18 protein-coding genes are annotated in these 23,232 nt (G+C 61.7%); all 18 read right to left on the bottom strand.

The window, feature by feature from the left end; translation table 11 throughout:
- Positions 1-26 precede the first annotated feature (26 nt).
- Positions 27-1,202, bottom strand: coding sequence for a lipid-A-disaccharide synthase (gene lpxB, locus ACS3WB_RS06015; protein WP_438274652.1), 1,176 nt, complete (start codon positions 1,200-1,202; stop codon positions 27-29).
- Positions 1,202-2,059 carry an LpxI family protein gene (locus ACS3WB_RS06020; RefSeq protein ID WP_438274653.1) on the bottom strand — a complete coding sequence of 286 codons (858 nt, stop codon included), beginning with the start codon at positions 2,057-2,059 and terminating at the stop codon, positions 1,202-1,204. Before ACS3WB_RS06020 ends, lpxB begins: the two co-directional genes overlap by 1 nt.
- Before the next feature lie 34 nt (positions 2,060-2,093).
- Positions 2,094-2,900, bottom strand: a complete 807-nt coding sequence (gene lpxA / locus ACS3WB_RS06025; protein WP_438274654.1) for an acyl-ACP--UDP-N-acetylglucosamine O-acyltransferase — start codon at positions 2,898-2,900, stop codon at positions 2,094-2,096.
- Positions 2,900-3,355, bottom strand: a complete 456-nt coding sequence (fabZ, locus tag ACS3WB_RS06030) for a 3-hydroxyacyl-ACP dehydratase FabZ (protein WP_438274655.1) — start codon at positions 3,353-3,355, stop codon at positions 2,900-2,902. Before fabZ ends, lpxA begins: the two co-directional genes overlap by 1 nt.
- Before the next feature lie 3 nt (positions 3,356-3,358).
- Entirely contained in the window at positions 3,359-4,444 is a 1,086-nt protein-coding gene (lpxD, locus tag ACS3WB_RS06035; RefSeq protein WP_438274656.1) for a UDP-3-O-(3-hydroxymyristoyl)glucosamine N-acyltransferase, read from the bottom strand.
- Between the two features lie 32 nt (positions 4,445-4,476).
- Entirely contained in the window at positions 4,477-7,014 is a 2,538-nt protein-coding gene (bamA, locus tag ACS3WB_RS06040; RefSeq protein ID WP_438274657.1) for an outer membrane protein assembly factor BamA, read from the bottom strand.
- A gap of 285 nt (positions 7,015-7,299) precedes the next feature.
- Positions 7,300-8,451 carry a M50 family metallopeptidase gene (locus ACS3WB_RS06045; protein WP_438274658.1) on the bottom strand — a complete coding sequence of 384 codons (1,152 nt, stop codon included), beginning with the start codon at positions 8,449-8,451 and terminating at the stop codon, positions 7,300-7,302.
- 458 nt (positions 8,452-8,909) lie between these two features.
- Positions 8,910-10,133 carry a 1-deoxy-D-xylulose-5-phosphate reductoisomerase gene (gene dxr / locus ACS3WB_RS06050; protein ID WP_438274659.1) on the bottom strand — a complete coding sequence of 408 codons (1,224 nt, stop codon included), beginning with the start codon at positions 10,131-10,133 and terminating at the stop codon, positions 8,910-8,912.
- Between the two features lie 3 nt (positions 10,134-10,136).
- Positions 10,137-10,979 (bottom strand): phosphatidate cytidylyltransferase, encoded by an 843-nt coding sequence (locus ACS3WB_RS06055; RefSeq protein WP_438274707.1) that lies wholly within the window; start codon positions 10,977-10,979, stop codon positions 10,137-10,139.
- A gap of 5 nt (positions 10,980-10,984) precedes the next feature.
- Positions 10,985-11,743, bottom strand: coding sequence for an isoprenyl transferase (locus tag ACS3WB_RS06060; RefSeq protein WP_438274660.1), 759 nt, complete (start codon positions 11,741-11,743; stop codon positions 10,985-10,987).
- A gap of 19 nt (positions 11,744-11,762) precedes the next feature.
- Positions 11,763-12,326: a ribosome recycling factor gene (gene frr / locus ACS3WB_RS06065; protein ID WP_292611750.1), complete on the bottom strand. Its 564-nt coding sequence runs from the start codon at positions 12,324-12,326 to the stop codon at positions 11,763-11,765.
- Positions 12,327-12,375: 49 nt separating this feature from the next.
- The gene (gene pyrH, locus ACS3WB_RS06070; RefSeq protein ID WP_438274661.1) at positions 12,376-13,092 is read right to left on the bottom strand and encodes a UMP kinase; all 717 of its coding nucleotides are present in this window, start codon (positions 13,090-13,092) and stop codon (positions 12,376-12,378) included.
- Between the two features lie 55 nt (positions 13,093-13,147).
- Positions 13,148-14,071, bottom strand: a complete 924-nt coding sequence (gene tsf, locus ACS3WB_RS06075) for a translation elongation factor Ts (protein WP_438274662.1) — start codon at positions 14,069-14,071, stop codon at positions 13,148-13,150.
- 124 nt (positions 14,072-14,195) lie between these two features.
- Positions 14,196-15,194 carry a 30S ribosomal protein S2 gene (locus tag ACS3WB_RS06080; RefSeq protein ID WP_438274663.1) on the bottom strand — a complete coding sequence of 333 codons (999 nt, stop codon included), beginning with the start codon at positions 15,192-15,194 and terminating at the stop codon, positions 14,196-14,198.
- A gap of 360 nt (positions 15,195-15,554) precedes the next feature.
- Positions 15,555-18,026 carry a caspase family protein gene (locus ACS3WB_RS06085; protein ID WP_438274664.1) on the bottom strand — a complete coding sequence of 824 codons (2,472 nt, stop codon included), beginning with the start codon at positions 18,024-18,026 and terminating at the stop codon, positions 15,555-15,557.
- 169 nt (positions 18,027-18,195) lie between these two features.
- Positions 18,196-21,702 carry a DNA polymerase III subunit alpha gene (gene dnaE / locus ACS3WB_RS06090; protein WP_438274665.1) on the bottom strand — a complete coding sequence of 1,169 codons (3,507 nt, stop codon included), beginning with the start codon at positions 21,700-21,702 and terminating at the stop codon, positions 18,196-18,198.
- A gap of 367 nt (positions 21,703-22,069) precedes the next feature.
- Positions 22,070-22,297 carry a hypothetical protein gene (locus ACS3WB_RS06095; protein ID WP_438274666.1) on the bottom strand — a complete coding sequence of 76 codons (228 nt, stop codon included), beginning with the start codon at positions 22,295-22,297 and terminating at the stop codon, positions 22,070-22,072.
- A 122-nt stretch (positions 22,298-22,419) separates the two neighbouring features.
- Positions 22,420-23,136, bottom strand: a complete 717-nt coding sequence (pyrF, locus tag ACS3WB_RS06100; protein WP_438274667.1) for an orotidine-5'-phosphate decarboxylase — start codon at positions 23,134-23,136, stop codon at positions 22,420-22,422.
- Positions 23,137-23,232: the final 96 nt, after the last annotated feature.

Raw genomic sequence — 23,232 nt, forward strand, 5'->3', positions numbered from 1 at the left:
CCATTGCCGTGGAAGAGTGAAAGACTCTACCGCCGTAACACCGCCAGCGCCACCTCAGCGGCACGTGAACTCGGCGATTGATTATCTGTCGCCATGATTGCATCGAGCCTGGCAAAAGCCTCGATCTGACGACGCCGTAGCGGTGTGTCATCCAACACCTCACGCAGCCCCGCGGCAAGAGTAGCCGGCACGCAGTCCTTCTGAAGAAATTCGGGGATGACATTTTCACCGATCACGAGATTTGCAAGAATGACCGACGAGACGCGGATCACGCGCTGCGCGATCCAGGCCTCCACCGTGCCCGCCTTGTAGGCTGCGATCATCGGGACGCCGGCAAGCGCCAGTTCCAGCGTGACCGTGCCGGATTTGGCGAGCGCGGCGCGAGCAATGCGGAACGCGGCGCGCTTGTCATCCTCGCCGACCACGACCCGAGGCTGAAGCGGCCAGTGCGCGGCGGCTTTTGTTATCTCATCAACGAGATGCGACATCGTCGGCAAAATCACATCGACGTAGGGAATGCTTTGCTGCAAAATTCGGAGAGTCTCCCCGAAGACGGACATGTGATGGCGGACTTCGCTGCGCCGGCTTCCGGGCAACACAAGAAGCACCGGAGGCGCCGCGTCGCGTCGCTCACGTTCCTGTACGTCCGGCCGCAGCAATGCGACCTGCTCGATCAGCGGATGCCCGACATAGGTGCACGGCGGACCTCCGAGCCTGCGATATTCTTCAGGTTCAAACGGCAGCAGCGCCAGCACGTGATCGACATAACTGCGCATCGCCCGCGCCCGACCCGGCCGCCACGCCCACACCGAAGGCGAGACGTAGTCCACAATTGGCAAATCGGGGTTGCGCGCACGCACCCGACGCGCGACGCGATGGGTGAAGTCGGGACTGTCGATGATGACAAGCATGTCAGGCGCGGCTGCGATCACGGCATCGGCGGTTTCGCGAATGCGGCGCAGGATCATGGGAATCTGTTTGACCACCGCGGCGAAACCCATGATCGAGAGTTCTTCGATCGGGAACAACGATACGAGGCCCTCGCGCGCCATCGACCGACCGCCGACGCCCTCGAACCGCACGGCGCTATCGAGCCGCAGCCGCAAAGCTTTCATCAGGCTGGAGCCGAGACGATCGCCCGATTCTTCCGTCGCGATAAGAAATATCTTTCGGCAATTATTTGCGGCTGTCTGGTCAGGCATTACGCGGGCAGCCCGACAACAAACACGCCGCACGCATCAGCCGCGCCGACCAGCGCCTGGGGTTCGGCTACGAGCGTATTGCCGGCGACGACGGCGACGCCCGCGAGTCCGGCGGCAGCCGCATTCTCGACGGTGCGCGGACCCAGCGTCGGCAGATCGTAGCGCAGATCCTGTCCTGCCTTCGGCATTTTCACCAGAACACCGCGCGCAGTTTTCGCACGGATGCGGCCCTCCGCGCGAAGCTGAGCAATGCGGGCCAGCAGCGCGTCCGTTCCCTCGATGCCTTCGACGCCGACCACATGACCGTCGATCACCACGGCCGCCTGCCCGATATCAAAGGGACTCAACGCGCGCAGCACCTCCTGACCATTCGCTATGTCGGCCTGAGCCGATTGATCCGGCGTTTTTCCGGTCAGGCATCCCGCAGGCATCAGCAAATCCGGCGCAACGTCCTTGATGCCGACCATTCGAAAACCGTCGCGCTCGAGGATGCGACCGATTCCCGACAGCAAATGATCGTCGCCGCCGCGGAACGCCGCCAGAACATGGGCCAGCACCCGAACGGTGCCCCAGTCGAGACGTATCTCGGAAAGAGCCGGGCGAACCAGCGTCCCGATGAAAACCAGATCGCGGCAGTTTTCCGCGCGCAGCAGACGTTCGGCGTTGCCGATCTGGCCGACCGCGATCCAGTGATGCCGGAATCTCGAAACCTTCTCCGGATCGCAAATACCCTTCAGCGCGAAAAAAACCGGTTCGATGCCTCGCGTCACAAGCGAATCCGCGACCGCGAACGGCAGCACTCCGCCGCCGGCAATCAAGCCGACCGGCGAGGAGATGTCAGAAGCGCGATCAGTCATGGCTCGATCAGTATGGCTCGCCCGACGGCTTCCGCTATGCGGACCTGGTTGCACCATCCTGCGGCAAGCATAGAGGACGATGCTTGTCCTCGCCAATAAAGGCCAGGATCTCCGCAATGGCGGGATCGTCCGACGCTCGGCACTGAACGCCCTTGAGACGGTCTGCAAACAGACCCGGTCCGTAGAACAGGTCCTGATAGAAGGATCTGACCCTGGCGAGACGCTCGCGGGTGAACTTGCGCCGTCTCATGCCGACGACGTTGAGACCTTCAAGGTGCCCATGCTGGCCGTTGACGAAGCCATACGGAATGACATCGCCACGAATGCCGGTGAGGCCGCCGATCATGGCCTGCCTGCCGATCCGTGCGAACTGGTGCACCGCCGAGAGCCCGCCGATATAGACGAAATCTCCGATCCTGCAGTGCCCACCCAATGTTGCCGAATTGGCGAAGATCACGTCATCGCCGACCTGGCAATCATGGCCGACATGACTGTAACTCATGAAGAACCCGCGCGCGCCGACGCGGGTCACGCCGACATCCTTGGGCGTGCCGACATTCATCGTTACACTTTCGCGGATCGTGCAGCCCTCGCCGATCTCAAGACGCGTCGGCTCGTTGCGATAGCCGAGGTCCTGCGGCGGCCCGCCGAGCGCCGCGAACGGATAAATCGTACAGTTCGCTCCGATGGTCGTGTGCCCCGCTATGGATACATGCGAGATCAGGCGGCAATTCGAGCCGAGAACGACATGAGGACCGAGCGCGCAGAAAGGCCCGATTTCGGTCCCCTCCCCGATCACGGCGCCATCTTCAATTCGCGCGGTAGGATCGATCTTACCCATCAGTCGGTCAGCATCGCGCCGACGTCGGCCTCGGCAACGGTGATGCCGTTCACTTTCGCGTCGCCGTGAAACCACCACATCGTTTTGCGCCGCCCGATACTGCGCATGTGATATTCGACGATATCGCCCGGCATGACGGGCTTGCGGAACTTGCACTTGTCGATGGTCAGGAAATAGACCGCGCGGGGTTTTTCGGTGCCCTCTACCGACATGATGCCGATGACACCAGCCGTCTGCGCCATCCCCTCGATCATCAGCACACCCGGATAGACCGGCCGTTCCGGGAAGTGCCCCTGGAACGCAGGCTCATTGATCGTAACGTTCTTCACGCCGATACCGCTGTAGTCAGCGCGAATGTTGATGACCCGGTCGATCAGCAGGAATGGATAACGATGAGGGAGGGTTTTGAGGATGGTGGCAATGTCCACCTCCTCGAACTTGATCGGCGACTCCATTACTCACGCACCTCGATCCTTCGGATCGGACGTGGCCGATCCAGCGTTCGGCGCACCATCGCGCACCAGACGTTCCACCGCAATGATTTCGCGGAACCACTGCTTGGTCGGTTTTGCGAAATAACCGCCCCAGCGGCCGTTCGGAGGAATATCGTCCTTGACCGCGCTCATGGCGGAGACCTGCGCGCCATCACCGATATGGAGATGGTTATTGATCCCGCACTTGGCGCCCAGCGCCACGTTGTCGCCGATCGTCAGGCTGCCCGCCAGGCCGATCTGGGCCGCCAGCAGGCAGCGCCGGCCGATCGTCACATTGTGGCCGATCTGGACCTGATTGTCGATTTTCGTCCCTTCCCCGATGACGGTATCGCGCAGGCTGCCCCGGTCAATGGTCGTGCCGGCGCCGATCTCGACGTCGTTCTGGATCAATACACGCCCGGTCTGCGGGACTTTGACGTGGCCTTCGGAGCTGAAGAAAATGAAACCGTAGCCGTCCTGCCCAATGTGACAGCCGGGATGAATGAGCACATTGTTGCCGATGAGGGCGGCCTGGATCGTTGTACCGGCGCCCACGTTGCAATTCCGGCCGATCCGCACGCCGGGGCCGATCACCGCACCCGAACCAATTACCGAACCGGTTCCGATTTCTGCTCCGGGGCCAATCACAGCCAACGGATCGACCACGATTGCGTCTTCAAGACGCGCCGACGGATGAATGACAGCGGAGGCAGAGATCGTCTCGTTGTCGAACCACGATTGCGGCCGAAGCACGTCAGCATGAAATTCGCGCGCGATCTTCACGAACGCCCGAAACGGAGCCGCTGAGCGCAGGACAGCCACGTGGGCCGGAACGCTGGCCTCGAATCGGGGATTGACCAGACAGGCGCCGGCCTTTGTTGCCGCCAGTTGCGCGGCATACTTGTGATTGTCGAAGAACGTGAGATGCGCCGGCCCGGCCTCATCAAGCGAAGCGAGGCCGGTAATCCGCTGGGCACCCCGGGAAGGGTCGACCAACTGCGCTCCCGTCAACGCCGCTATTTCGGCCAGCGTCGACAACGGCGGTGGCTTAAAGAATGCCGGTTGCGCCATTCCATCCGTTGCGGTGCGTGTCGTGATCACGCTCAGAACGTCGTGCCGCCGCCAAATCTGAACTCCTGCACCCGGTCGTACTTGCCCTTAGTGATCGGCACGGCGTAATCGAAGCGAAGCGGGCCGAACGGAGATTGCCAGATCAGGCCGACACCCGCCGAGGTCCGGATCACGTTGGTGTCGTCGTATTGCAGACCGGCGCAGGTGCCGGGGTTGCCGCTCGACGTGCTCGGGATACAGCCCGGCGTATTGAATTCATTGGTCAGCGCGTAAGAGGTCGGCCCCTTGTAATCCCAGAGCGAGCCAGCATCCGCATAAACCGCGCCCTTCAACCCGACTTCCTTGGGAAGGAACCAGAACGGCATCTGTAGTTCAACCGAGGCTCCCCAGTACTTGGTGCCGCCCAAGGCATCCATCGTGCTCAGATAATTGATGTCGCGCGGACCGATGCCGTTCGGCGCGAAGCCGCGGACCAGATTGGGACCCATCTGGAAATTATCCAGCATGCGAATTCCGTTCTGTCCGGCGTAGGAGCCGAGATTGTTCAGAATACCGCCCTGCAGATGCACCAGACCAACAATGTCGGAAACCAGCGGCTGATAGTATTTCGCGTCGATTGCAGTTTTCAGGTATTTGACGTCGCCGCCGACGCCGGCGAAGTCCTGCCGGAAATCGATCAGCAGACCCTCGGTCGGGTTCTTGTTGTTGTCGAGGGTGTTATAGGTCAGCGTGTAGCCGAGCATCGAGGTCAGAGTGCGACCGCGCTCCAACTCCTGGCGAATAGGCAGAGAAGCTTCGCCATCGGAGTAGCAACCCAAGCTTGAGGTGTTCGACGGGCTGGCGGGGTTTCCGGCAGCGATAAAGGCCGGCGACGGGTTGTAGTTCGGATCGCCGATATTGTTATTACAATTCCGCAGGACATCCGGCAGCCCGATTTCCTGCTGGAAGATCGAGTAGCGCAATTGCAGCGTCAGATCCTCGCGGAGGCCGAATCCCAACCGCGGGCTGAATCCAAGCGTCTTGACGTTATAAGAAATGTACTGGTTGGCGAGTTGCTCGCGCTGATAGAGGTCGAGCCCGAGCGCGACACGATAGTCCAGCAGATACGGCTCGACGAACGACAGCGAGTATCCCCGCGCGTACTGGCCATACTGGACCGAGGCCTTCGCGAACAGGCCGCGGCCGAGCAGATTGCGTTCGGAGACGCTGACTTCCGCTAGCGCGCCCTGCGTCGTCGAATAGCCACCCGAAACCGAGAAATCACCGGTCGACTTGTCTTCGACGTCGACATCCAGGATCACGCGATCGCTGGAGGATCCAGGCTCGGTCGTGATCTTGACCGACTTGAAGAAATCGAGGTTCTTCAGGCGGCGCTCGGCACGATCCACCAGCGATCGATTGTAGGCGTCACCTTCCGAGATATCGAATTCACGACGGATCACATAGTCCCGCGTCCGCGTATTGCCCCGGATGTTGATCCGCTCGATGTAGGTTCTCGGACCTTCGTCGATCGCGAATACGATCGAGACGGTATGAGCATCGAAGTTGCGATCGCCTCGCGGGCGCACCACGGCAAAGGCGTATCCGCGCCGCGACGCCTCGACCTGCATCTCCTCGACGGATTTTTCGAGCGCCTCAGCGTTATAGAGCGCACCGACGTTGACGCGCGAAAAGCTGCGCAGCGAGTTTCCATCGAGCGTTGGGATCGACGACTCAAACGTCACCGATCCGACGCGGTACTGCTGGCCTTCGTCGATCTTGAAGGTGACGAGAAAGCCGTGGCGATCAGGGTCGTATTCGGTCAGGGCGGCAACGATCTGAACGTCGGCAAAGCCGTGCTTCAGATAATAGCGGCGCAGCAGGTCGCGGTCCGCCTCGACGCGGTCGGGATCATAAACGTCGCCTCCGCCGAGAAAGCTCAGGAAATTCGACTCATGCGTCTTGATCACGTCCTTCAGCCGATAGGACGAAAAAGCATGATTGCCGATGAATTCGATCGACTTGATGCCGGTCTTGCCGCCCTCGTTGATCGCGAAGATCAGATCGACACGGTTGTTCGGCTGCTCGACGATCTCGGGAGTGACGCGCACATCGTAGCGGCCGGAATGGCGGTAGATTTCAACGATTCGCTGAACGTCGGACTGGACCATCGGCCGGGAAAACGTGCCGCGCGGCTTGGACTGGATTTCCGCCGTCAGTTGATCGTCCTTGACCTTCTTGTTGCCCTCGAACGCGACCCGGTTGATGACCGGATTTTCCACGACCGAGACCACCAGCCTGCCCCCGACCCGGTTGATCCTGACATCCTGGAACAGACCGGTTTCGATCAGCGCCTTCAACCCGTCATCGATGCTCGCCTGGTCAAGACGCCCGCTGGCATCCGGCTTGAAATACGAACGGATCGTCTCCAGTTCGACCCGACGGTTTCCCTCGACCGAAATCGACGAAAGGGTCTGGGCCGCAGCGGGCGACGACACGAGCGGGACAGCCACGACAGCGGCAACCGGCACGGTCGCGACTACCAGGGCGGCGAGCAGTGTCCCCCGTAACACTCGCATTCCAACATTCATGCGCAATGCGCCCTTATCAATTCTGATGCCGACCCGTTCCCCGCGGGTGCGGCAGATTCCCATTCGCGCTGCTTGTAGCCAATTTTTCGGTAGCGGCAAACGGCCTTTCGCAGTGCAATTCCAATTTAACTCCAAGACGTTGCCCAATAGTCACGCCCGGATTGCGATGATTGTGGATCGAATCGATACAAAATCACGAACGTGATCGATTCTCATATTTGAGAAGCGGGACGCGAAACGGAAACCGCTACGACTTTTCCCCTTCCCTCGCTCCAGGCGTGCGACTCACGAGCCGGCCAGATGCAGTATGTCATTGTAGGTCGCAAAGACCATCAACATCAGCACCAGGCCGAGACCGATTCGGAAGCCCATTTCCTGGGCGCGCTCGGATATCGGGCGGCCCCGGGCTGCTTCCACCGCATAGAACAAAAGATGCCCACCATCCAGCAAGGGAACCGGAAACAGATTCAGTAATCCGATGGACACGGAAAGAATGGCGGCAAGATGGATCAGCGGGCCAAGGCCGATCGTGGCGACCTGTCCGGATATCTGCGCGATGCGAAGCGGGCCGCCGACCTGATCGGCAGCCTCGCGTCCGGTGAAAATCCCGCCGATATAGGCCAGCGTGCGGTCGACCACGAACCAGGTCTCCTTCACGCCGAGCCATAGCGCCGCCGCCGGGTTGACCCTTTCGGTGGTGACGTCGCCGGGCGCGGTCGCGCGCGAAATCCCGAGCACGCCGATCCGTTGTTCGTTCCCGAACCGGTCCTTGATTTCCTTCAGTTCCGGAGTTCCCCGCAGATCGATGACCGCATCACCGCGCTTCACGGTGAATGTCAGCGTCTCGCCGGCGCTGGTTCCGACGATTCGCTGCATATCCGAAAAGCTGTCGATCCTGCTGCCGTTGATCGCGGTCACGATGTCGCCGAGTTTGAAACCGGCGGCTTCAGCTGCGCTCCCGGCCAGCACTCCGTCGACGCGCGCCGTCGTGCTGGGCTTGCCCAAAAACGTGAACAGGCCGGCGAAAATGAAGATCGCGAGGATGAAGTTGGCGATAGGGCCAGCAGCCACGATCGCGGCACGCCGGCCGACATTCTTGTGGTGGAAGCTGCCGGCGCGCTCCTCCGCGGTCATGGACGCGAGAGCCGCGCTGGACGGTGTGCTTGCTTCGGACTCATCGCCCAAAAACTTGACATAGCCGCCGAGCGGGATGGCCGAGACCTTCCAACGCGTCCCGTGCCTGTCGTTGAAGCCCGCCAGTTCGGGGCCAAAGCCTATAGAGAACGCGAGGACTTTCACGCCGGCCCAGCGCGCAACTAGAAAATGGCCCAGTTCGTGAAAAAAAACGACGATCGTGAGAACAAACAGGAATGGAACGATGTAGCCTATGACACCCGAACTTAATGTGTTGAAACTATTAAGAAAAAATTCGGCCATTCCATTTCCCTCGTCCAGCGCCGGGAGGCCCTGGTCCCGAACGCCCTTAGAAGCTTTCAGCTTCTGGGTGAATCAAAAGCGAACCTCTATGGTTTCGATTGACGCGCTTTCGCCACGCGCACCGTTGTCTCATACCCGTATGTCTCATACCACGTATTCGGGTCTGACCTGAGACGCCCTCGCCGTTTGATTTCTAGCATCCGCGTCCGGTTTTAGCGAGCATTCCCGCGAATGTTAGACTCGAAGGATCACTAGCAAATATAAGTTACCAGTGAAGTTTTGAATTTGACATTTGCGTGTAACCCGCAATCGAGCGGAAGACGCGACATCCATCCATTGCACTGGAATATTTCCGTTTCTGACCATTCAGAAGCGGGACCCTATGATCTTGATTTGACTCGTTTTTTAAGAAGCGTGACGGAGGCGAAAAACCACCGCAAACTTTCCCTCGTCCCGCTCTAGGATGCCTTCGCGGCAATTTGTGGCAAGAGCGACGCAGCCATGTTTCGCGCATTATGGTCAACGGCGATGGCATCGTCAGCGGACGCGAGAGGTGCGAGATTTCCCGCCCGGATCCAGTTGTTCAAGGTAGCCTCGACCAGACGCGCGATGGCTCCGAACCTTATTTTCTCGCCGATGAACGCCGCAACGGCAATCTCGTTCGCGGCGTTGTAGACAGTGGTTGCACCGTTTCCTGTCCTCAGCGCGTCATAAGCCAGCCGTAACGCCGGGAATCGGGCGAAATCCGGCGCCTCGAACGTCAGTTGCCCGATTTTGGCGAGATCAAGCTTTGTCGCCGGCCCGGCGATGCGCTCCGGCCAGCCGAGGCAATGGGCGATCGGGGTCCGCATATCGGGTGTGCCGAGTTGGGCGACGACGGATCGATCGGAGAACTCGACCATGCCGTGGACGATCGATTGCGGGTGGACCAGCACGTCGATCTCCTCCGGCGCCAGCGCAAACAGGCAGGCAGCCTCGATCACTTCGAGTCCCTTGTTCATCATCGACGCCGAGTCGATGGTGATCTTTCGGCCCATGCTCCAGTTCGGATGTTTCAGCGCCTGCGCCAGCGTCGCGTTCTCGATGTCGGCAGGGACCCAGGTGCGGAACGGTCCGCCCGACGCGGTAATGATCACGCGTGTGAGTTCGTCGCGGTTTCCCGAACTCAGGGCCTGAAACAGCGCATTGTGTTCGGAGTCGGCCGGCAGGATGCAGGCCCCGGCCTTGGCGGCGCGCTGCATGAAAAAATCGCCGGCACAGACCAGGCACTCCTTGTTCGCAAGCGCGATCGTTGTCCCGCGATCGACGGCTGCAAGCGCCGGCTTCAGCCCGGCCGCCCCGCTCACCGCAGCCATCAGCCAGTCGGCCGGACGCGAGGCTGCCTCGATGATCGCGCTTTCTCCGACGCCGCACTCGATGCCGCTGCCGGCGAGCGCTTCCTTCAACTCGCCAAAACATGAGGTATCGGCGACCGCGACAAAGCGCGCGTCGAATTCTCGCGCGAGTTTGGCAAGCATCTTGGCGTTGGAATTCGCCGTCAGCGCCTCGACACGATAACGGCCGCGCGCGCTTCGCAACAAATCCATCGTGCTGTCGCCGATCGAGCCGGTCGCTCCCAGAACCGTTACGGTCCTGACGCCGGCCTGAACCGGCTTGTCATTTTTCAACGGAACAGCACTCATAACTCACCAAACCATAAGAGCATGACCGATGCCATTCGCATCGCCACGCATAAATCCGAAGAGAGCGGCAGCGATGATCGCCGCAACAAAGCCGTCGAGGCGATCGAGCAGACCGCCGTGTCCGGGAATGATCTGACCGGAGTCCTTGACCCCGAAACGTCTCTTGACCGCCGATTCAAACAGGTCGCCCGATTGTGACACGACGGACAGAAAAGCGGCGAGCAAAAGCAACGGCACCAGTTTTCCAGGACCGAAGGCGGCAAAGCCTGCGGCAACAGCGAGCCCGCCCGCGAACCCACCGATCGCGCCGGCCCACGTCTTCTTCGGGCTGACGCGAGGCCACAATTTTGGTCCGCCGATGCCGCGGCCGGCGAAATATCCTCCGATATCGGCCGCCCATACGACCAGCATGACGAATATCAGCGCGACGAACCCGTAGGCATCGTCGAGGCGAACCTGAGCCGATGCAAATGCAGCCGCCGCCGCGTAACAGAACCCTCCCACCGACCAAAGCTGCAACCGCCGCGACACCGCCGCGACCGCTGCAATGCCGATCACGAGAACAACCAGCGAGAACGTGCCGTGTCCAAGCGCCAGACACAGCCCGGACAGGACGAGCGCCGCGATCCCCGCGGCGACGGTCTGCTTTTCCCGCGCGGCGCCAACGATGCTCAGCCATTCCACGTACATGCCGATGGCCGCAAGCGTTACAAGTCCAACCCATAGCGGTCCGCCAGCCCATGCGATCCCGATCGCAGCAGGCGCAAGCACAAGCGCGGCAATGATGCGCGTGCGGAGATTTCGCGATTCCCCGGCAGCGGGGGACGCCAACTGTTCCTGATTCACGCCCGTCACGACCCGGTCTTCGCAGCCAGCCCGCCGAAACGGCGCTCGCGTCTGGCATATTCCGCGATGGCGCCTTCGAGCGCGGTCTTGTCGAAGTCCGGCCAGTGAATCGGGACAAACACAAACTCGCTATAGGCCGCCTGCCACATCAGGAAATTCGACAACCGCTGCTCGCCGCTGGTGCGAATGATCAGATCGGGGTCGGGAATATCCGGCGCATCCAGATATCGACCAAGCGTGTCGGCGTCGATCGTGGCCGGATCGCGCTTGCCGTCCGCGACTTCACGCGCAAGTCGCTGTGCGGCGTTCGCGATTTCCTGCCGCGAGCCGTAGTTGAACGCGACCACGAGATTGAGGCGGGTGTTGTCCTTGGTCAGTTCCTCCGCCTCGGTCAGCAGCGCGCTGATATCGGGCTCCAACCCTGCACGTTCGCCGATAACTCGCACGCGCACCCCGTCGCGGTGCAACGTCGCCAGGTCGTTGCGGACGAACCTTCGCAGCAAGCCGAAGAGATCATTGATCTCGCTCGGAGGCCGCGACCAGTTCTCGGAGCTGAAAGAGAAAATCGTCAGATAAAGAATATTCAGTTCGCTTGCGGCACGGACCACGCGTCTCAGCGCCTCGACCCCGCGACGATGCCCCTCCGCGCGCGGCAACCCTCTTGCGGCCGCCCATCGGCCGTTGCCATCCATGATGATCGCAACGTGCAGCGGCGTATCGGCTTGGTCCGATCCCTCGATTGCAGGCGCTACAGCGTTCGACATCAGGTCAGTCCAGTCCCGGCTAAACGGTGAGGATTTCCTTTTCCTTGCCCGCCAGCAATTGATCGATTTCGGAGATTACCCCGTCCGTCGCCTTCTGAACATCGTTCGCAAGGCGCTTCTCATCGTCTTCAGAAATCTCGTGATTCTTCTCAAGTTTCTTGATCGCATCCAGACCGTCACGCCGGACGTGCCGAACCGCCACCTTGGCCGCCTCGGCATATTTATGCGCGATCTTCACCAGTTCCTTGCGGCGCTCCTCGTTGAGCTCGGGGATGCGCAGCCGAAGCACCTGGCCTTCGGTGGCCGGGCTCAGTCCAAGATTGGAGTCGACGATCGCCTTCTCCACCGCCTTGACCATCGACTTGTCCCAGACCTGCACCGACAGAAGGCGCGGCTCGGGGACACTGATCGTCGCCACCTGGTTCAACGGCATGTGACTGCCATAGGCCTCCACCTGCACAGGATCGAGCATCGACGATGCAGCCCGCCCGGTCCGCAAGCTACCCAGCTCATGCTTGAGAGACTGCGTCGCTCCCTGCATCCGGCGTTTCAGTTCGCCGATATCGAAATTCCCCGACGCCATGCTACTCTCCAATCCGAAACCTGACCCACACCCAACCTGACGACACTGATCAACTGGCGACGATCGTCCCGCGCCCGTTGCCTCTGAGGATGGCGCCGATCGAGCCCGCTTCCGCGATCGAGAACACAATGATAGGCAGCGAGGTCTCGCGGGCAAGCGCGAAAGCCGTCGCATCCATGACCTTATAGCCGCCTTCGAGCGCCTGCGAGTGGCTTAACCGCTCGAACCGTTTGGCAGACGGATCCTTCTTCGGGTCCGAACTGTAGACGCCGTCCACGTTCGTCGCCTTGAGCACGGCCTGCGCGCCGATCTCCGCGGCGCGAAGAACCGCGGTGGTGTCGGTCGTGAAAAAGGGATTGCCGGTGCCGCCGGCAAGCAGAACGATGCGGCCCTCGGAAAGATATTTGTGCGCCGCGCGGCGGGTGAAAAGCTCGCAGACTTCGGGCATCACGAAGGCGGACAGGGCGCGGGCCGACTGCCCGCGTCGTTCGAGGGCTGCCTCCAGCGCAAGGCAGTTCATGACGGTCGCAAGCATTCCCATCATATCGCCGGTCGGCCGCGAGACGCCGCGGGACGATACCTCGACGCCCCGGAATATGTTGCCGCCACCGACGACAACCGCGATTTCGGTTCCCAGTTCACGCGCCGCGGTCAGATCGCCGGCGATTCGATCGATGGTCGGCTGGTCGATGCCGAAGGGTTGCGAGCCCGCCAGATATTCCCCGGACAGTTTAACGACAACGCGACGATAGGCCGGCTCATCCATGATGCGTTAGCTCCGCCGTGAGTCTAGTTGTGTCTCCGCCCGTTCGGGCCCGGCGTCACCCCTGTCCGGCAGCCGCGGCCACCTCGGCCGCGAAATCGGATTCAGCTTTCTCGATGCCCTCGCCGAGGGCGTAGCGCACAAAGCCCGTCAGCTTCACCGGCGCGCCGACCTTAGCTTCGGCCTCCTTGAGCGCCTGACCGACGCTTTTCTTGTCGTCGAAGATAAACGGCTGTTCCAGCAGGGTCTGTTCCTTGAAGAAAGTCTTCAGGCCGGACTCGGTGATCTTCTCGATCATGGCCTCGGGCTTGCCCTGTTGGCGGAACTTGTCTGCGAGGATGTCCTTTTCGCGCTTGACGATGGCGGGATCGACCCCCGACGGATCGATGGCAAGCGGGTTCGAGGACGCGACATGCATCGCGATCTGGCGGCCGAGCGCGGCCAGTTCATCGGCGTTGCCCGCCGACTCAAGCGCGACGATCACGCCCATTTTTCCGGCGCCGTCGATGACGGCATTGTGGACATAGCTTGCGACAATTCCCTTGCTGACTTCGAGCAAGGCCGCGCGACGCAACGTCATGTTCTCACCGATGGTGGCGATCGCATCCGAAATGGCCGTCTCCACCGTGGCGCTCCCGATCTTGGCCGCCTTGATCACTTCAACATCGGCGCCGACGCTGAGGGCGACCTGCGCCACCATCTTGACCAACCCCTGGAACTGGTCGTTGCGCGCGACGAAATCCGTTTCCGAATTGACTTCGACGACGACGCCCTTGTTGCCACTGGTGACGGTGCCGATCAGGCCCTCGGCCGCGACGCGGCCGGCCTTCTTGGCGGCCTTGGACAGCCCCTTCTTGCGCAGCCAGTCGATCGCAGCCTGCATGTCACCGTTGTTTTCCGTCAGCGCCTGCTTGCAATCCATCATGCCCACGCCGGTGGTTTCGCGCAGGTCCTTGACCATCGCTGCGGTGATTGTCGCCATTGCTGTGTGCCCTTTGCCTGTCAGGAGACTGCGGCGCAACTCGCCGGCCGCCGTCTCTACTCAGGAAACAAGTCAGAAAATTTATTATGAAAGAGGGTGGCCGCTGAAACCGCCACCCGTCGCATCATTCCGCTTCGGCCGTCAGCGTCTTGGCCTGAGCGACCCAGCCGTCGGCCCGGCTCGGAAGCCCGACCTCTTCGCCGATCTTGTGCGCGGTATCGTGATCGAGCTCGGCGAGCTGCCAGTAGTGGAAGATGCCGAGGTCGTTGAACTTCTTCTCGATCGCACCGGATACGCCCGTGAGTTTCTTGAGATCGTCGGCGACGCCCCGCGGACCCGCAAGGCCCTGGAAGCCTGATGGCTGCGCGGCAGCCGGAAGCTCCTCCTGCACCGGCTGAACCGAAGCGCCGATATCAACGCCGGACTCGCCCTGGGCGCGCGAAATGCCGTCGATCGCCGCGCGTGCGATGAGGTCGCAATACAGGCTGATGGCGCGGCCGGCGTCGTCATTGCCGGGCACAAGATAAGTGATGCCTTTCGGATCGCAATTGGTGTCGACGATCGCCGCGACGGGAATATTGAGCCGCTGGGCTTCCTGAATGGCGATGTCTTCCTTGTTGGTGTCGATCACGAAGATCAGATCCGGCAGACCGCCCATGTCCTTGATTCCGCCGAGCGAGCGATCGAGCTTGTCGCGCTCGCGCTGCAGCGTCAGACGCTCCTTCTTGGTGTAGGCATTGGCGTCGCCCGAGCCGAGCACCTCATCGAGATGGCGCAGCCGCTTGATCGAGCCGGAAATCGTTTTCCAGTTGGTCAGCGTGCCGCCGAGCCAACGCGAATTGACGAAGTACTGCGCCGACCGCTTCGCGGCCTCTGCAACGCCGTCCTGCGCCTGACGCTTGGTGCCGACGAACAGGATGCGGCCACCCTTGGCGACGGTATCGCTGACGGCCTGCAGCGCGCGATGCAGCAGCGGCACGGTCTGCGCGAGATCGATGATATGGATGTTGTTGCGCGCACCGAAAATGTAATCCGACATTTTCGGATTCCAGCGGTGCGATTGGTGGCCGAAATGAACGCCAGCCTCAAGCAGCTGGCGCATGGAAAATTCAGGAAGCGCCATGGTTCAATTCTCCGGTTGGTTCCTCCGGAAACGTGTGAGCAGGCAAGCCATCAAACCAAAAGGCATCAACCAAAAGGAATGCGGCCCGGCTGCCACCGGACGGCTGTTTAGGCCATGTTTCCGTGTGAGATGGCGGGGCTTATAACCGCCGCCCTGCCCTGGCGCAAGGATTTCCGGCCCTTATCGCGTTTTCGGGCGAAGCATGTCCTCGGGCCTGACCCAGGGAATGGACGGTTCGCAGGAAGAAACGCCTCAAAACAATAATCTGGAGCTTCGCTTCTGATTCAATCAGAAGAGAAGCCTCCAGCCGTATCCGGAAAACAACGCCGGTAAAGGGACGAATCCGAACCGGCGTCGCTGCTAGCATTTGTCAACGTGCGGCGGGCACTTTTTGGCTCCACGTCCGCCACGAGGTGGCGGCGCCGAATGGGCTGCAGGCGGCGCCCGTTGCGGCGCGACAGCCCTTGGCGGAGGTGCGGCGCGTGGAGGTGGCGCCATTCGTGGCGGCGGTGCCGCATGCGGTGCTGACCGCGGCGGCGCAGGTCTCGGAGGCGCCGCCATCCGCCGCATCGGCGGTGCGACATGCGGCGCAGGACGCGGCGGCGAGGCGACGCGTGGCGGCGGTGCATGTGGACGCGGCGAAGCGGACCTGGGAGCAGCCCGTGACAGCGGCGCGACAGCCGTTGGAGCCATGCGGGATGGCGGCGTCGACCTTCGGACTTGCGGTTCAGCTTGCGGCCCTCGTGGCCGCAGCCTTGCAGCGTCAGGTTGTGGCGCGGCGGGACCGGATGCTCTGCCGCCCGGCCCGGTGACCGGCGATCCTCGAACACCGGAAGCCGGTCCCGTCTCAGGAACGGTTGCGCCAGGTCCAAATTTTGGTCCAGGTCTGGGCGTCGCCGCACCGGGCGCCGGCGGCGTACCCCTGATGCCGGGCACCGGCAGCGCGTTGGTTTTCGGGAACTGCCTGCCGGTCGAATCCGGGATCGAATCCCGGCCTGGCGCTGGCTCGCCGGGCTGCGCCGCCGTGGCCGGCGGGTGCCCGTTCGAGGCCGGGGCCTGGTGAGCCGTAGCCGGTTGCGGAGCAGCCGGCTGAGCCTGTGTGCCGCCAGCCGCAGGCAGAGCACGGCGCGGTCCGGGTGGCCTGTCCGTCGACCTTCTGAACGATCCGGCTTTTGTAGCCGGATTAATCGACGCGCTCGGCGGGACCGGCGCTTTCCCTTCCTGGATCAGAGTTGCCTTCCGCATCACCGCGGCGGGGAGCGCGGGTCCTGGATGTACAGCGGGCTGGCTGACCTGATCTCGCGCGGCCGGAGTCCGTCCCGGACCTATTCTGGCGCCGGGCCCAGCCGGGTTCACCAAAGGCGCTGCCGGATTTGCCGCGGGCGGCGGACGGTTGATGACATTATTGATCACCGTCGTGTTGTGAATGTTGGTGAAGATGATGTTGTTCGGTGGAGGCCGAACGTAAGCCGGGGCGCTGACATAGGCCGGTATCGGCACGAACAACGGGCTCGGCAGATAGAACAATCCGATCGGCGGCGGTGGCGGCTCCAGCACGACGAAGTCCGGTGGCGGCGGAGGCAGGAAAAACACCGGTGGCGGTGGCGGCGGCGCGAAATCGAAATCCGGATCACTGAACATCAGCACCGGCCGGTCGACGTAGACAATCTCGTCGGAAGGCGGCGGCGGAACATCGTAGTCCAGCATCGTGAATGTTTGCGGCGGCTCGAGCGCAGCCGACAGGATCGAAAGCCTGCGCCGCGCATCAGCGGCGTGAGGCCCTCGCGGATAGCGTCGCAGGTATGACCAGTAGGCGTCCGGCGTGTCGGCCCGATAACTGCGCCGCCAGGTGATCGCCTCGCGGCGCGCCGCGATAATCGCCCTGACCCGCTTCGCCATCGGGTCCTGGGGATAAGCAGCGATGAAATCCTCATAACCCTGCAAGGTGTCGCGATCGAGCGCGGCCAGATAGGCATCCGAGGCGCCGAGATCACGGATCGGTTTGTCACGCACCGCCGCTGCCTGGTCAGACGATGCGACTGCTGGCGCATCCGGCGCACGATCGAAGAACATGAATTGCGCATCGTCGACCTTCTGCGTATCCCATGGCACTTGCGCGCCCTTGGTGTTCTCGTTGACGCGCAAGCGCACGCGGTTGAACAACTCGGGAAGCGGCAGGCCGCCGGTACGGATCATTTCAGCCACCGCCTGCGCGTAGGCGCCGTAGGGCCCCGGCTCTTCCGGCGCGACCGTGCCCGGCGCAGCGTTGAATGCGATCAGCATCCGCGGATTAGGTTCGACGAGCGCCAGGCCGCTGGCAATCGATCCGTCTTCGATGAACGGCTGCTCGCGCGCGATGTCCAGCATGACGACGCTGAGCTTTAGCGGCAACGCTGTGAGCTGGCGCATGTAATCGCCGATGCGCAAGCCCTCGGTTGGAATATCGGTGTCATGCGCGATCGTCGAATCCACCGGGATGAAATAGTTCTCACCGGAAAACTGGAGGCCATAACCCGCGAGATAAACCACCGCGACGGTATCTGGGCCGGATGTTTCCGCCTTCTTCATGAAATCGCGGAACGCACCGCGCAACGTGTCGCCATCGAGGTCGCGGGCGCCGGTGACGTCAAAGCCCGCCGCCTGCAAGGTCTGCGCGATCAACCCGCCGTCATTGGCCGCCGTTGCGAGCGGCACCTTGGTATAAGCACCATTTCCGATCACAAGCGCGATACGCTTTTCCTGTTGCTGGGCAACAGCCGCGCTCGGGATCGAGAACGCACCGAGGAGCAGCAGACATGACACAAAGATTGCGAAGCTTGCGTTCAGGCGCATGATCGTTCTGCCCTACCAACAGCCAAACATGAATTCGAGGTATTCAGCGCGCGGGTGTCTGAACAGTATTTGAACGAAAAGCGGTCCGAACAAGGCACTCCAAAAAAGCGGTTATCTGTAAGGCCGCTCTCTCGAGCGAGGGGTGTGAATCCGGGCAGTCGAGATCGGCTTAGAGTGCCTGGACGTCCACGACCCCCGAAACCGCTTTGATGGCGCCTGCGACCTGCGGCGAGACCCGAAAACGGCCCGGAAGCTTGATTTCCACCTCGGTCTCGAGATCCAGCAGCATCACCAGTGAGACGTCGCCGTCACCGGATGGCCTCGGTGCGGGCACCCTGGTGAGCCCTGCCGGATCGTCATTCTCGGGTCCCTGAAGTCGCTTCACGATCGAGTCCAGCGGTTTGGTATCGCGCAGGAAAATCCGAAGGCCCTTCTGGGTCTTTGCCGCCGCATCATCCAGCGGTTCCGCGTGCAGAATCCGGGCGCGAACCTCGTCGCCCTGCAGTTCCGCGCCGAGTTGCAGCAGCACCGCCGCCCCCGGTTCGAGCACCTCGCGAAATTGCGCCAGCCCTTCCGAGAACAGCACAGCTTCGAAATGACCGGTCGGGTCTGAGAGCCCGAGGATTCCCATCTTGTTGCCCGTTTTGGTGCGCCGTTCCATTCGCGAGACGACCGTTGCGGCGACCTTGCCGGCGGTCGCGCCGGTTTTCACCGCGCGGGAAAACTCAGCCCATGACTGGACGCGCAACCGTTTCAACGCGGTCGCGTAGTCGTCGAGCGGATGCCCGGACAGGAAAAACCCGACGGCCTCGTACTCACGCCTCAGCCTGTCGGCAGGCAGCCAGGGCTCGACCTGGGGCAGCATGATGGCCGGCGCATCCGCCATGCCTCCAAACATGTCGTCCTGACCGAGCATCGCGGCTTCGTGGCTGCGCTGGCATGCCGCGAGGATCGCCTCGGCACCGGCGAACACGCGCGCGCGATCGGGTTCGAGCGCATCGAACGCGCCCGCGGCAGCGAGACTTTCGATCACGCGCTTGTTGATCGCGCGTGGCGGCACCCTGGCGGCGAAATCGGCCAGCGAGGTGAACATACCGGTGTTGCGCGCTTCGACAATCTGTTCGACCGCCTGCGCGCCGACGCCTTTCAGCGCCGCAAGCGCATAACAGATGACGCCATCGCTGACTTCGAAGGTCGCGCCGGAGCGGTTGATCGAGGGCGCTTCGACCTTGATGCCGAGGCGGTGGGCCTCGGCGCGAAACTCCGACAGCTTGTCGGTGTTGCTCATATCGAGCGTCATCGACGCCGCCAGAAACTCGACCGGGTGATGCGCTTTCATGTACGCCGTCTGATAGGACACGAGCGCGTAAGCTGCGGCATGGCTTTTGTTGAAGCCGTAATCGGCAAACTTCGCCAGCAATTCGAAAATCGTTTCCGCCTGCGCCTTTGGCACGCCGTTCTTGACAGAGCCGGCGACAAAAACCGCGTGCTGCTTTTCCATTTCCGCGCGGATCTTCTTGCCCATCGCGCGGCGCAGCAGGTCGGCGTCGCCAAGCGAATAGCCGGCCATGACCTGCGCGATCTGCATCACCTGTTCCTGATAGATGATGACGCCGAAGGTCTCCTTCAGGATCGGCTCCAGCATCGGGTGCAGGTATTCCGGCTCTTCCTCACCATGCTTGCGCGCACAGTAGGTCGGAATGTTCGCCATCGGTCCCGGCCGATACAGCGCGACCAGTGCGATGATGTCCTCGAAGCGGTCCGGGCGCATGTCCACCAGCGCCCGCCGCATGCCCTGACTTTCAACCTGGAACACGCCGACCACGTCGCCCCGCGTCAGCATCTGGTAACTCGCCGCATCGTCGAGCGGCAACGTGGCGAGATCGATGTCGATATCACGCTGCTTCAAAAGCTTCACGGCGACGTCGAGAACGGTCAGCGTCTTCAGGCCGAGAAAATCGAACTTCACGAGTCCGGCGGGCTCGACCCACTTCATGTTGAACTGGGTCACCGGCATGTCCGACTTCGGATCGCGGTACATCGGCACCAGTTCGCTCAAGGGACGGTCGCCGATCACGATGCCCGCCGCATGAGTCGAGGCATGACGCGTCAGCCCTTCGAGGCGTTGGGCGATGTCGAACGCGCGCGCCACTACCGGGTCTTCGTCGCGAAACGCCTGAAGCTTCGGCTCGCTGTCGATCGCCGCTGCCAGGGTAACAGGCGCCGCCGGATTTTGCGGAACCAGTTTGGTCAGCTTGTCGACCTGACCGTAAGGCATCTGCAACACACGGCCGACATCACGGAGCACACCGCGCGCCTGGAGCGTTCCGAAGGTGATGATCTGCGCGACCTGATCGCGGCCGTAGCGCTTCTGCACGTAGTCGATGACCTCGCCGCGCCGCTCCTGACAGAAATCGATATCGAAATCGGGCATCGACACGCGTTCGGGATTGAGGAAGCGCTCGAACAGCAGACCGAACCGGATCGGATCCAGGTCGGTGATGGTGAGCGCATAAGCCACCAGCGAGCCGGCGCCGGAACCGCGGCCCGGTCCCACCGGAATGCCCTCGGATTTGGCGTGCTTGATGAAGTCCGCAACGATCAGGAAGTAGCCCGCATAGTTCATGCGGGTGATGACATCGAGCTCAAAACTCAGACGCGCGCGATAATCCTCCTCCGTCATTCCCTGCGAAAGACCGTGAACCGCCAAGCGGTTGGCCAGCCCCTCCTCCGCCTGACGTCGCAGTTCGGCGGCCTCGTCGTTTTTCGCATCAGCCATGTCGGCGGCGGCGCCCACCGTGAAATTCGGCAGGATCGGCTTGCGCGTGAGGGGGCGGAATGCGCAGCGCTCCGCAATTTCAATCGTGGACGACAGCGCTTCCGGAATGTCGGCAAACAGCACAGCCATTTCCGCGCGGGTCTTGAAGCGATGATCCGGCGTCAGTTGATCGCGGTCGGTTTCCGCGACCAGGCGGCCGCCGGCGATACACAGCAAGGCATCGTGGGCTTCGTAGTCTTCGGAGGTGGCGAAATAAGGTTCGTTGGTTGCGACCAGCGGCAGCCCCTTGGCATAAGCGAGATCGATCAACGCGCCTTCGACGCGCCGTTCCTTGTCGAGGCCGTGACGTTGCAGTTCGACATAGAGCCGGTCGCCGAAAATGCCGGCGAGTTGGTCGCAGCGCGCAGCCGCAAGAGCGGACAGATCGGCATTGAACGCCAGCGCCACCGGTCCCTCGGGGCCGCCGGTCAAGGCAATCAACCCTTCGTTTTCGTCCCGAAGCCACTCCGCCCTGATATGCGGCGTCTGATGCACCGGGGTTTCGAGGAACGCCCGGGAATTCAACCGCATCAGATTGCGATAACCGGCCTCGCGCGCCGCCAGCAGCACAATCCGGGCAAAGGGAAGCACGCTGCGCGCCGTGGGGTCCTGATCGCCGAAATCGACCGCGAGTTCACACCCGACGATCGGTTGAATCCCGTAACCCGCGACCTTATCGGAGAATTCCAGCGCACCGAACATATTGTCCGTGTCGGTGAGCGCCAGTGCCGGCTGATGGTCGGCCTTGGCCAGTTCGGCCAGCTTCTGGATCTTGATCGAGCCCTTCAACAGCGAATAGGCCGAATGGACGTGCAGGTGAACAAAACCGGCGTTGGCGGTTGCGGACTTCTGGATCATGGGTGTTCATCGGATGCAGGTTATTTGCTGACGGCCCGAGCCGACTCGCCAGCGGATGGTGGTGACTTGCACCCGGCATGTCCATGCGAAACCCCGGCTCGATCATGAGGTATTCCGGCTTTCCCCAGATCGTCGGGAACGACGGCGCTCGCTCACGACAGCTGCGGAATGAGTTGCGCCCAGACGGCCACCATTCCAACGAACAGGACGATCGAGGCCAGCGCCGCCGCCTCCTCCACAAACATTCTCAGCATGATGTCCTCCCGTGATGAAACATAACAAGAACATTGTTTATGTTTTGTTCTCAAAGTCAAGGGCGGGACCACCTGCCAGTTCGTCGAATAACTCCGATGGTTAATGAGGGAGACTAGGGAGTTTGATTTCGGCTTTTGAGAATATGCTGTTCTGCGACGTCCAGGTCCTTGCGAAACCGGGCAATACCTAGAAGGCTGACCTCGAATACGATTGATTCTTCTTCCTCGGTATCCTGGTCCAGCAACAGCAACCTGATACCGGCACGCCCGTCCGGACGAACCAGCGTCTCCGACTCAATCACCGCCACGGTCCGACGATCACGCTTTTTTTGTTCGCTCATTCGTTTCCTCAAGATGCCTGGTTTGGCCATCACCTTACGTCATCTCGGCAAGGGAATAGCCTTTATTGTTCAGCTAGCCAAACTGCGATTTGTTTGATCAGGTTCAAGCGCCCGGCACAATCTCAATCCGGCCTCAGGGCGCCTGCCATCTCCCGGATGATTGTCCGGGCGGCGGCTTTCGGGTCCGATGCCGCGTAAATGGGTCTGCCCAGCACCAGATAATCGGCTCCCGCACGGATGGCTTCGGACGGTGTCGCCACCCGCTTCTGGTCGTGCCGCTCGCCGCCGCTCGAGCGGATACCGGGCGAAACGATCATCAGCTTGTTGCGCGTATGCTTGCGAAGCTCGGCGGCTTCCAGGGCGGATGCGATGACGCCGTCGACCCCGACCTCGAGCGCCTTCCTGGCGCGGGCGATCACGATGTCTTCAACGTTACATTCGAAGCCCATCTCGCTGATGTCGTCGGCATCCATGCTCGTCAGCACGGTGACGCCGAAAACTTTCATGTCGGAGTCGCCGCGGCCGGCGACCGCGGCTTTCATAATGCTCGTAACGCCGTGGACGGTGAGGAAGGTGACATTCAGCTTGGCTGCTTGCGCGACCGCGCGCTGGACGGTCTCCGCGATGTCGTAATATTTGTAATCCAGGAATACCCGCTTGCCCTCGGCGATCAGTTCCCTGGCATACTCGTTTCCGCCGACAAGCTGGAGACCCAAACCGATCTTGTAAAAAGACACCTCGTCGCCGAGGTCGCGAACGAGCTTCTTCGCGTCCTCCACGTTCCAGTAGTCGAGAGCGACGATCAGCTTCTCGCGGGCGAGATCGAGCGAGTCTGTCATATCTCAAGCTGCCGCTGCGATTGCCATCGGGATTTCCAGGCGATTAGGCCGACATGACCGTCGGACCGAACGATAAACTTTAAAGGCCAGGGTCGC

The sequence above is a fragment of the Nitrobacter sp. genome, from assembly GCF_051535215.1.
Lineage (GTDB): Bacteria > Pseudomonadota > Alphaproteobacteria > Rhizobiales > Xanthobacteraceae > Nitrobacter.

Bases quoted from the DNA above. Each gene is read 5' to 3' on its own strand.
- lpxB (WP_438274652.1), bottom strand. From the start codon at position 1,202: ATGCCTGACCAGACAGCCGCAAATAATTGCCGAAAGATATTTCTTATC.
- ACS3WB_RS06020 (WP_438274653.1), bottom strand. From the start codon at position 2,059: ATGACTGATCGCGCTTCTGACATCTCCTCGCCGGTCGGCTTGATTGCC.
- lpxA (WP_438274654.1), bottom strand. From the start codon at position 2,900: ATGGGTAAGATCGATCCTACCGCGCGAATTGAAGATGGCGCCGTGATC.
- fabZ (WP_438274655.1), bottom strand. From the start codon at position 3,355: ATGGAGTCGCCGATCAAGTTCGAGGAGGTGGACATTGCCACCATCCTC.
- lpxD (WP_438274656.1), bottom strand. From the start codon at position 4,444: ATGGCGCAACCGGCATTCTTTAAGCCACCGCCGTTGTCGACGCTGGCC.
- bamA (WP_438274657.1), bottom strand. From the start codon at position 7,014: ATGAATGTTGGAATGCGAGTGTTACGGGGGACACTGCTCGCCGCCCTG.
- ACS3WB_RS06045 (WP_438274658.1), bottom strand. From the start codon at position 8,451: ATGGCCGAATTTTTTCTTAATAGTTTCAACACATTAAGTTCGGGTGTC.
- dxr (WP_438274659.1), bottom strand. From the start codon at position 10,133: ATGAGTGCTGTTCCGTTGAAAAATGACAAGCCGGTTCAGGCCGGCGTC.
- ACS3WB_RS06060 (WP_438274660.1), bottom strand. From the start codon at position 11,743: ATGTCGAACGCTGTAGCGCCTGCAATCGAGGGATCGGACCAAGCCGAT.
- frr (WP_292611750.1), bottom strand. From the start codon at position 12,326: ATGGCGTCGGGGAATTTCGATATCGGCGAACTGAAACGCCGGATGCAG.
- pyrH (WP_438274661.1), bottom strand. From the start codon at position 13,092: ATGGATGAGCCGGCCTATCGTCGCGTTGTCGTTAAACTGTCCGGGGAA.
- tsf (WP_438274662.1), bottom strand. From the start codon at position 14,071: ATGGCGACAATCACCGCAGCGATGGTCAAGGACCTGCGCGAAACCACC.
- ACS3WB_RS06080 (WP_438274663.1), bottom strand. From the start codon at position 15,194: ATGGCGCTTCCTGAATTTTCCATGCGCCAGCTGCTTGAGGCTGGCGTT.
- ACS3WB_RS06085 (WP_438274664.1), bottom strand. From the start codon at position 18,026: ATGCGCCTGAACGCAAGCTTCGCAATCTTTGTGTCATGTCTGCTGCTC.
- dnaE (WP_438274665.1), bottom strand. From the start codon at position 21,702: ATGATCCAGAAGTCCGCAACCGCCAACGCCGGTTTTGTTCACCTGCAC.
- ACS3WB_RS06095 (WP_438274666.1), bottom strand. From the start codon at position 22,297: ATGAGCGAACAAAAAAAGCGTGATCGTCGGACCGTGGCGGTGATTGAG.
- pyrF (WP_438274667.1), bottom strand. From the start codon at position 23,136: ATGACAGACTCGCTCGATCTCGCCCGCGAGAAGCTGATCGTCGCTCTC.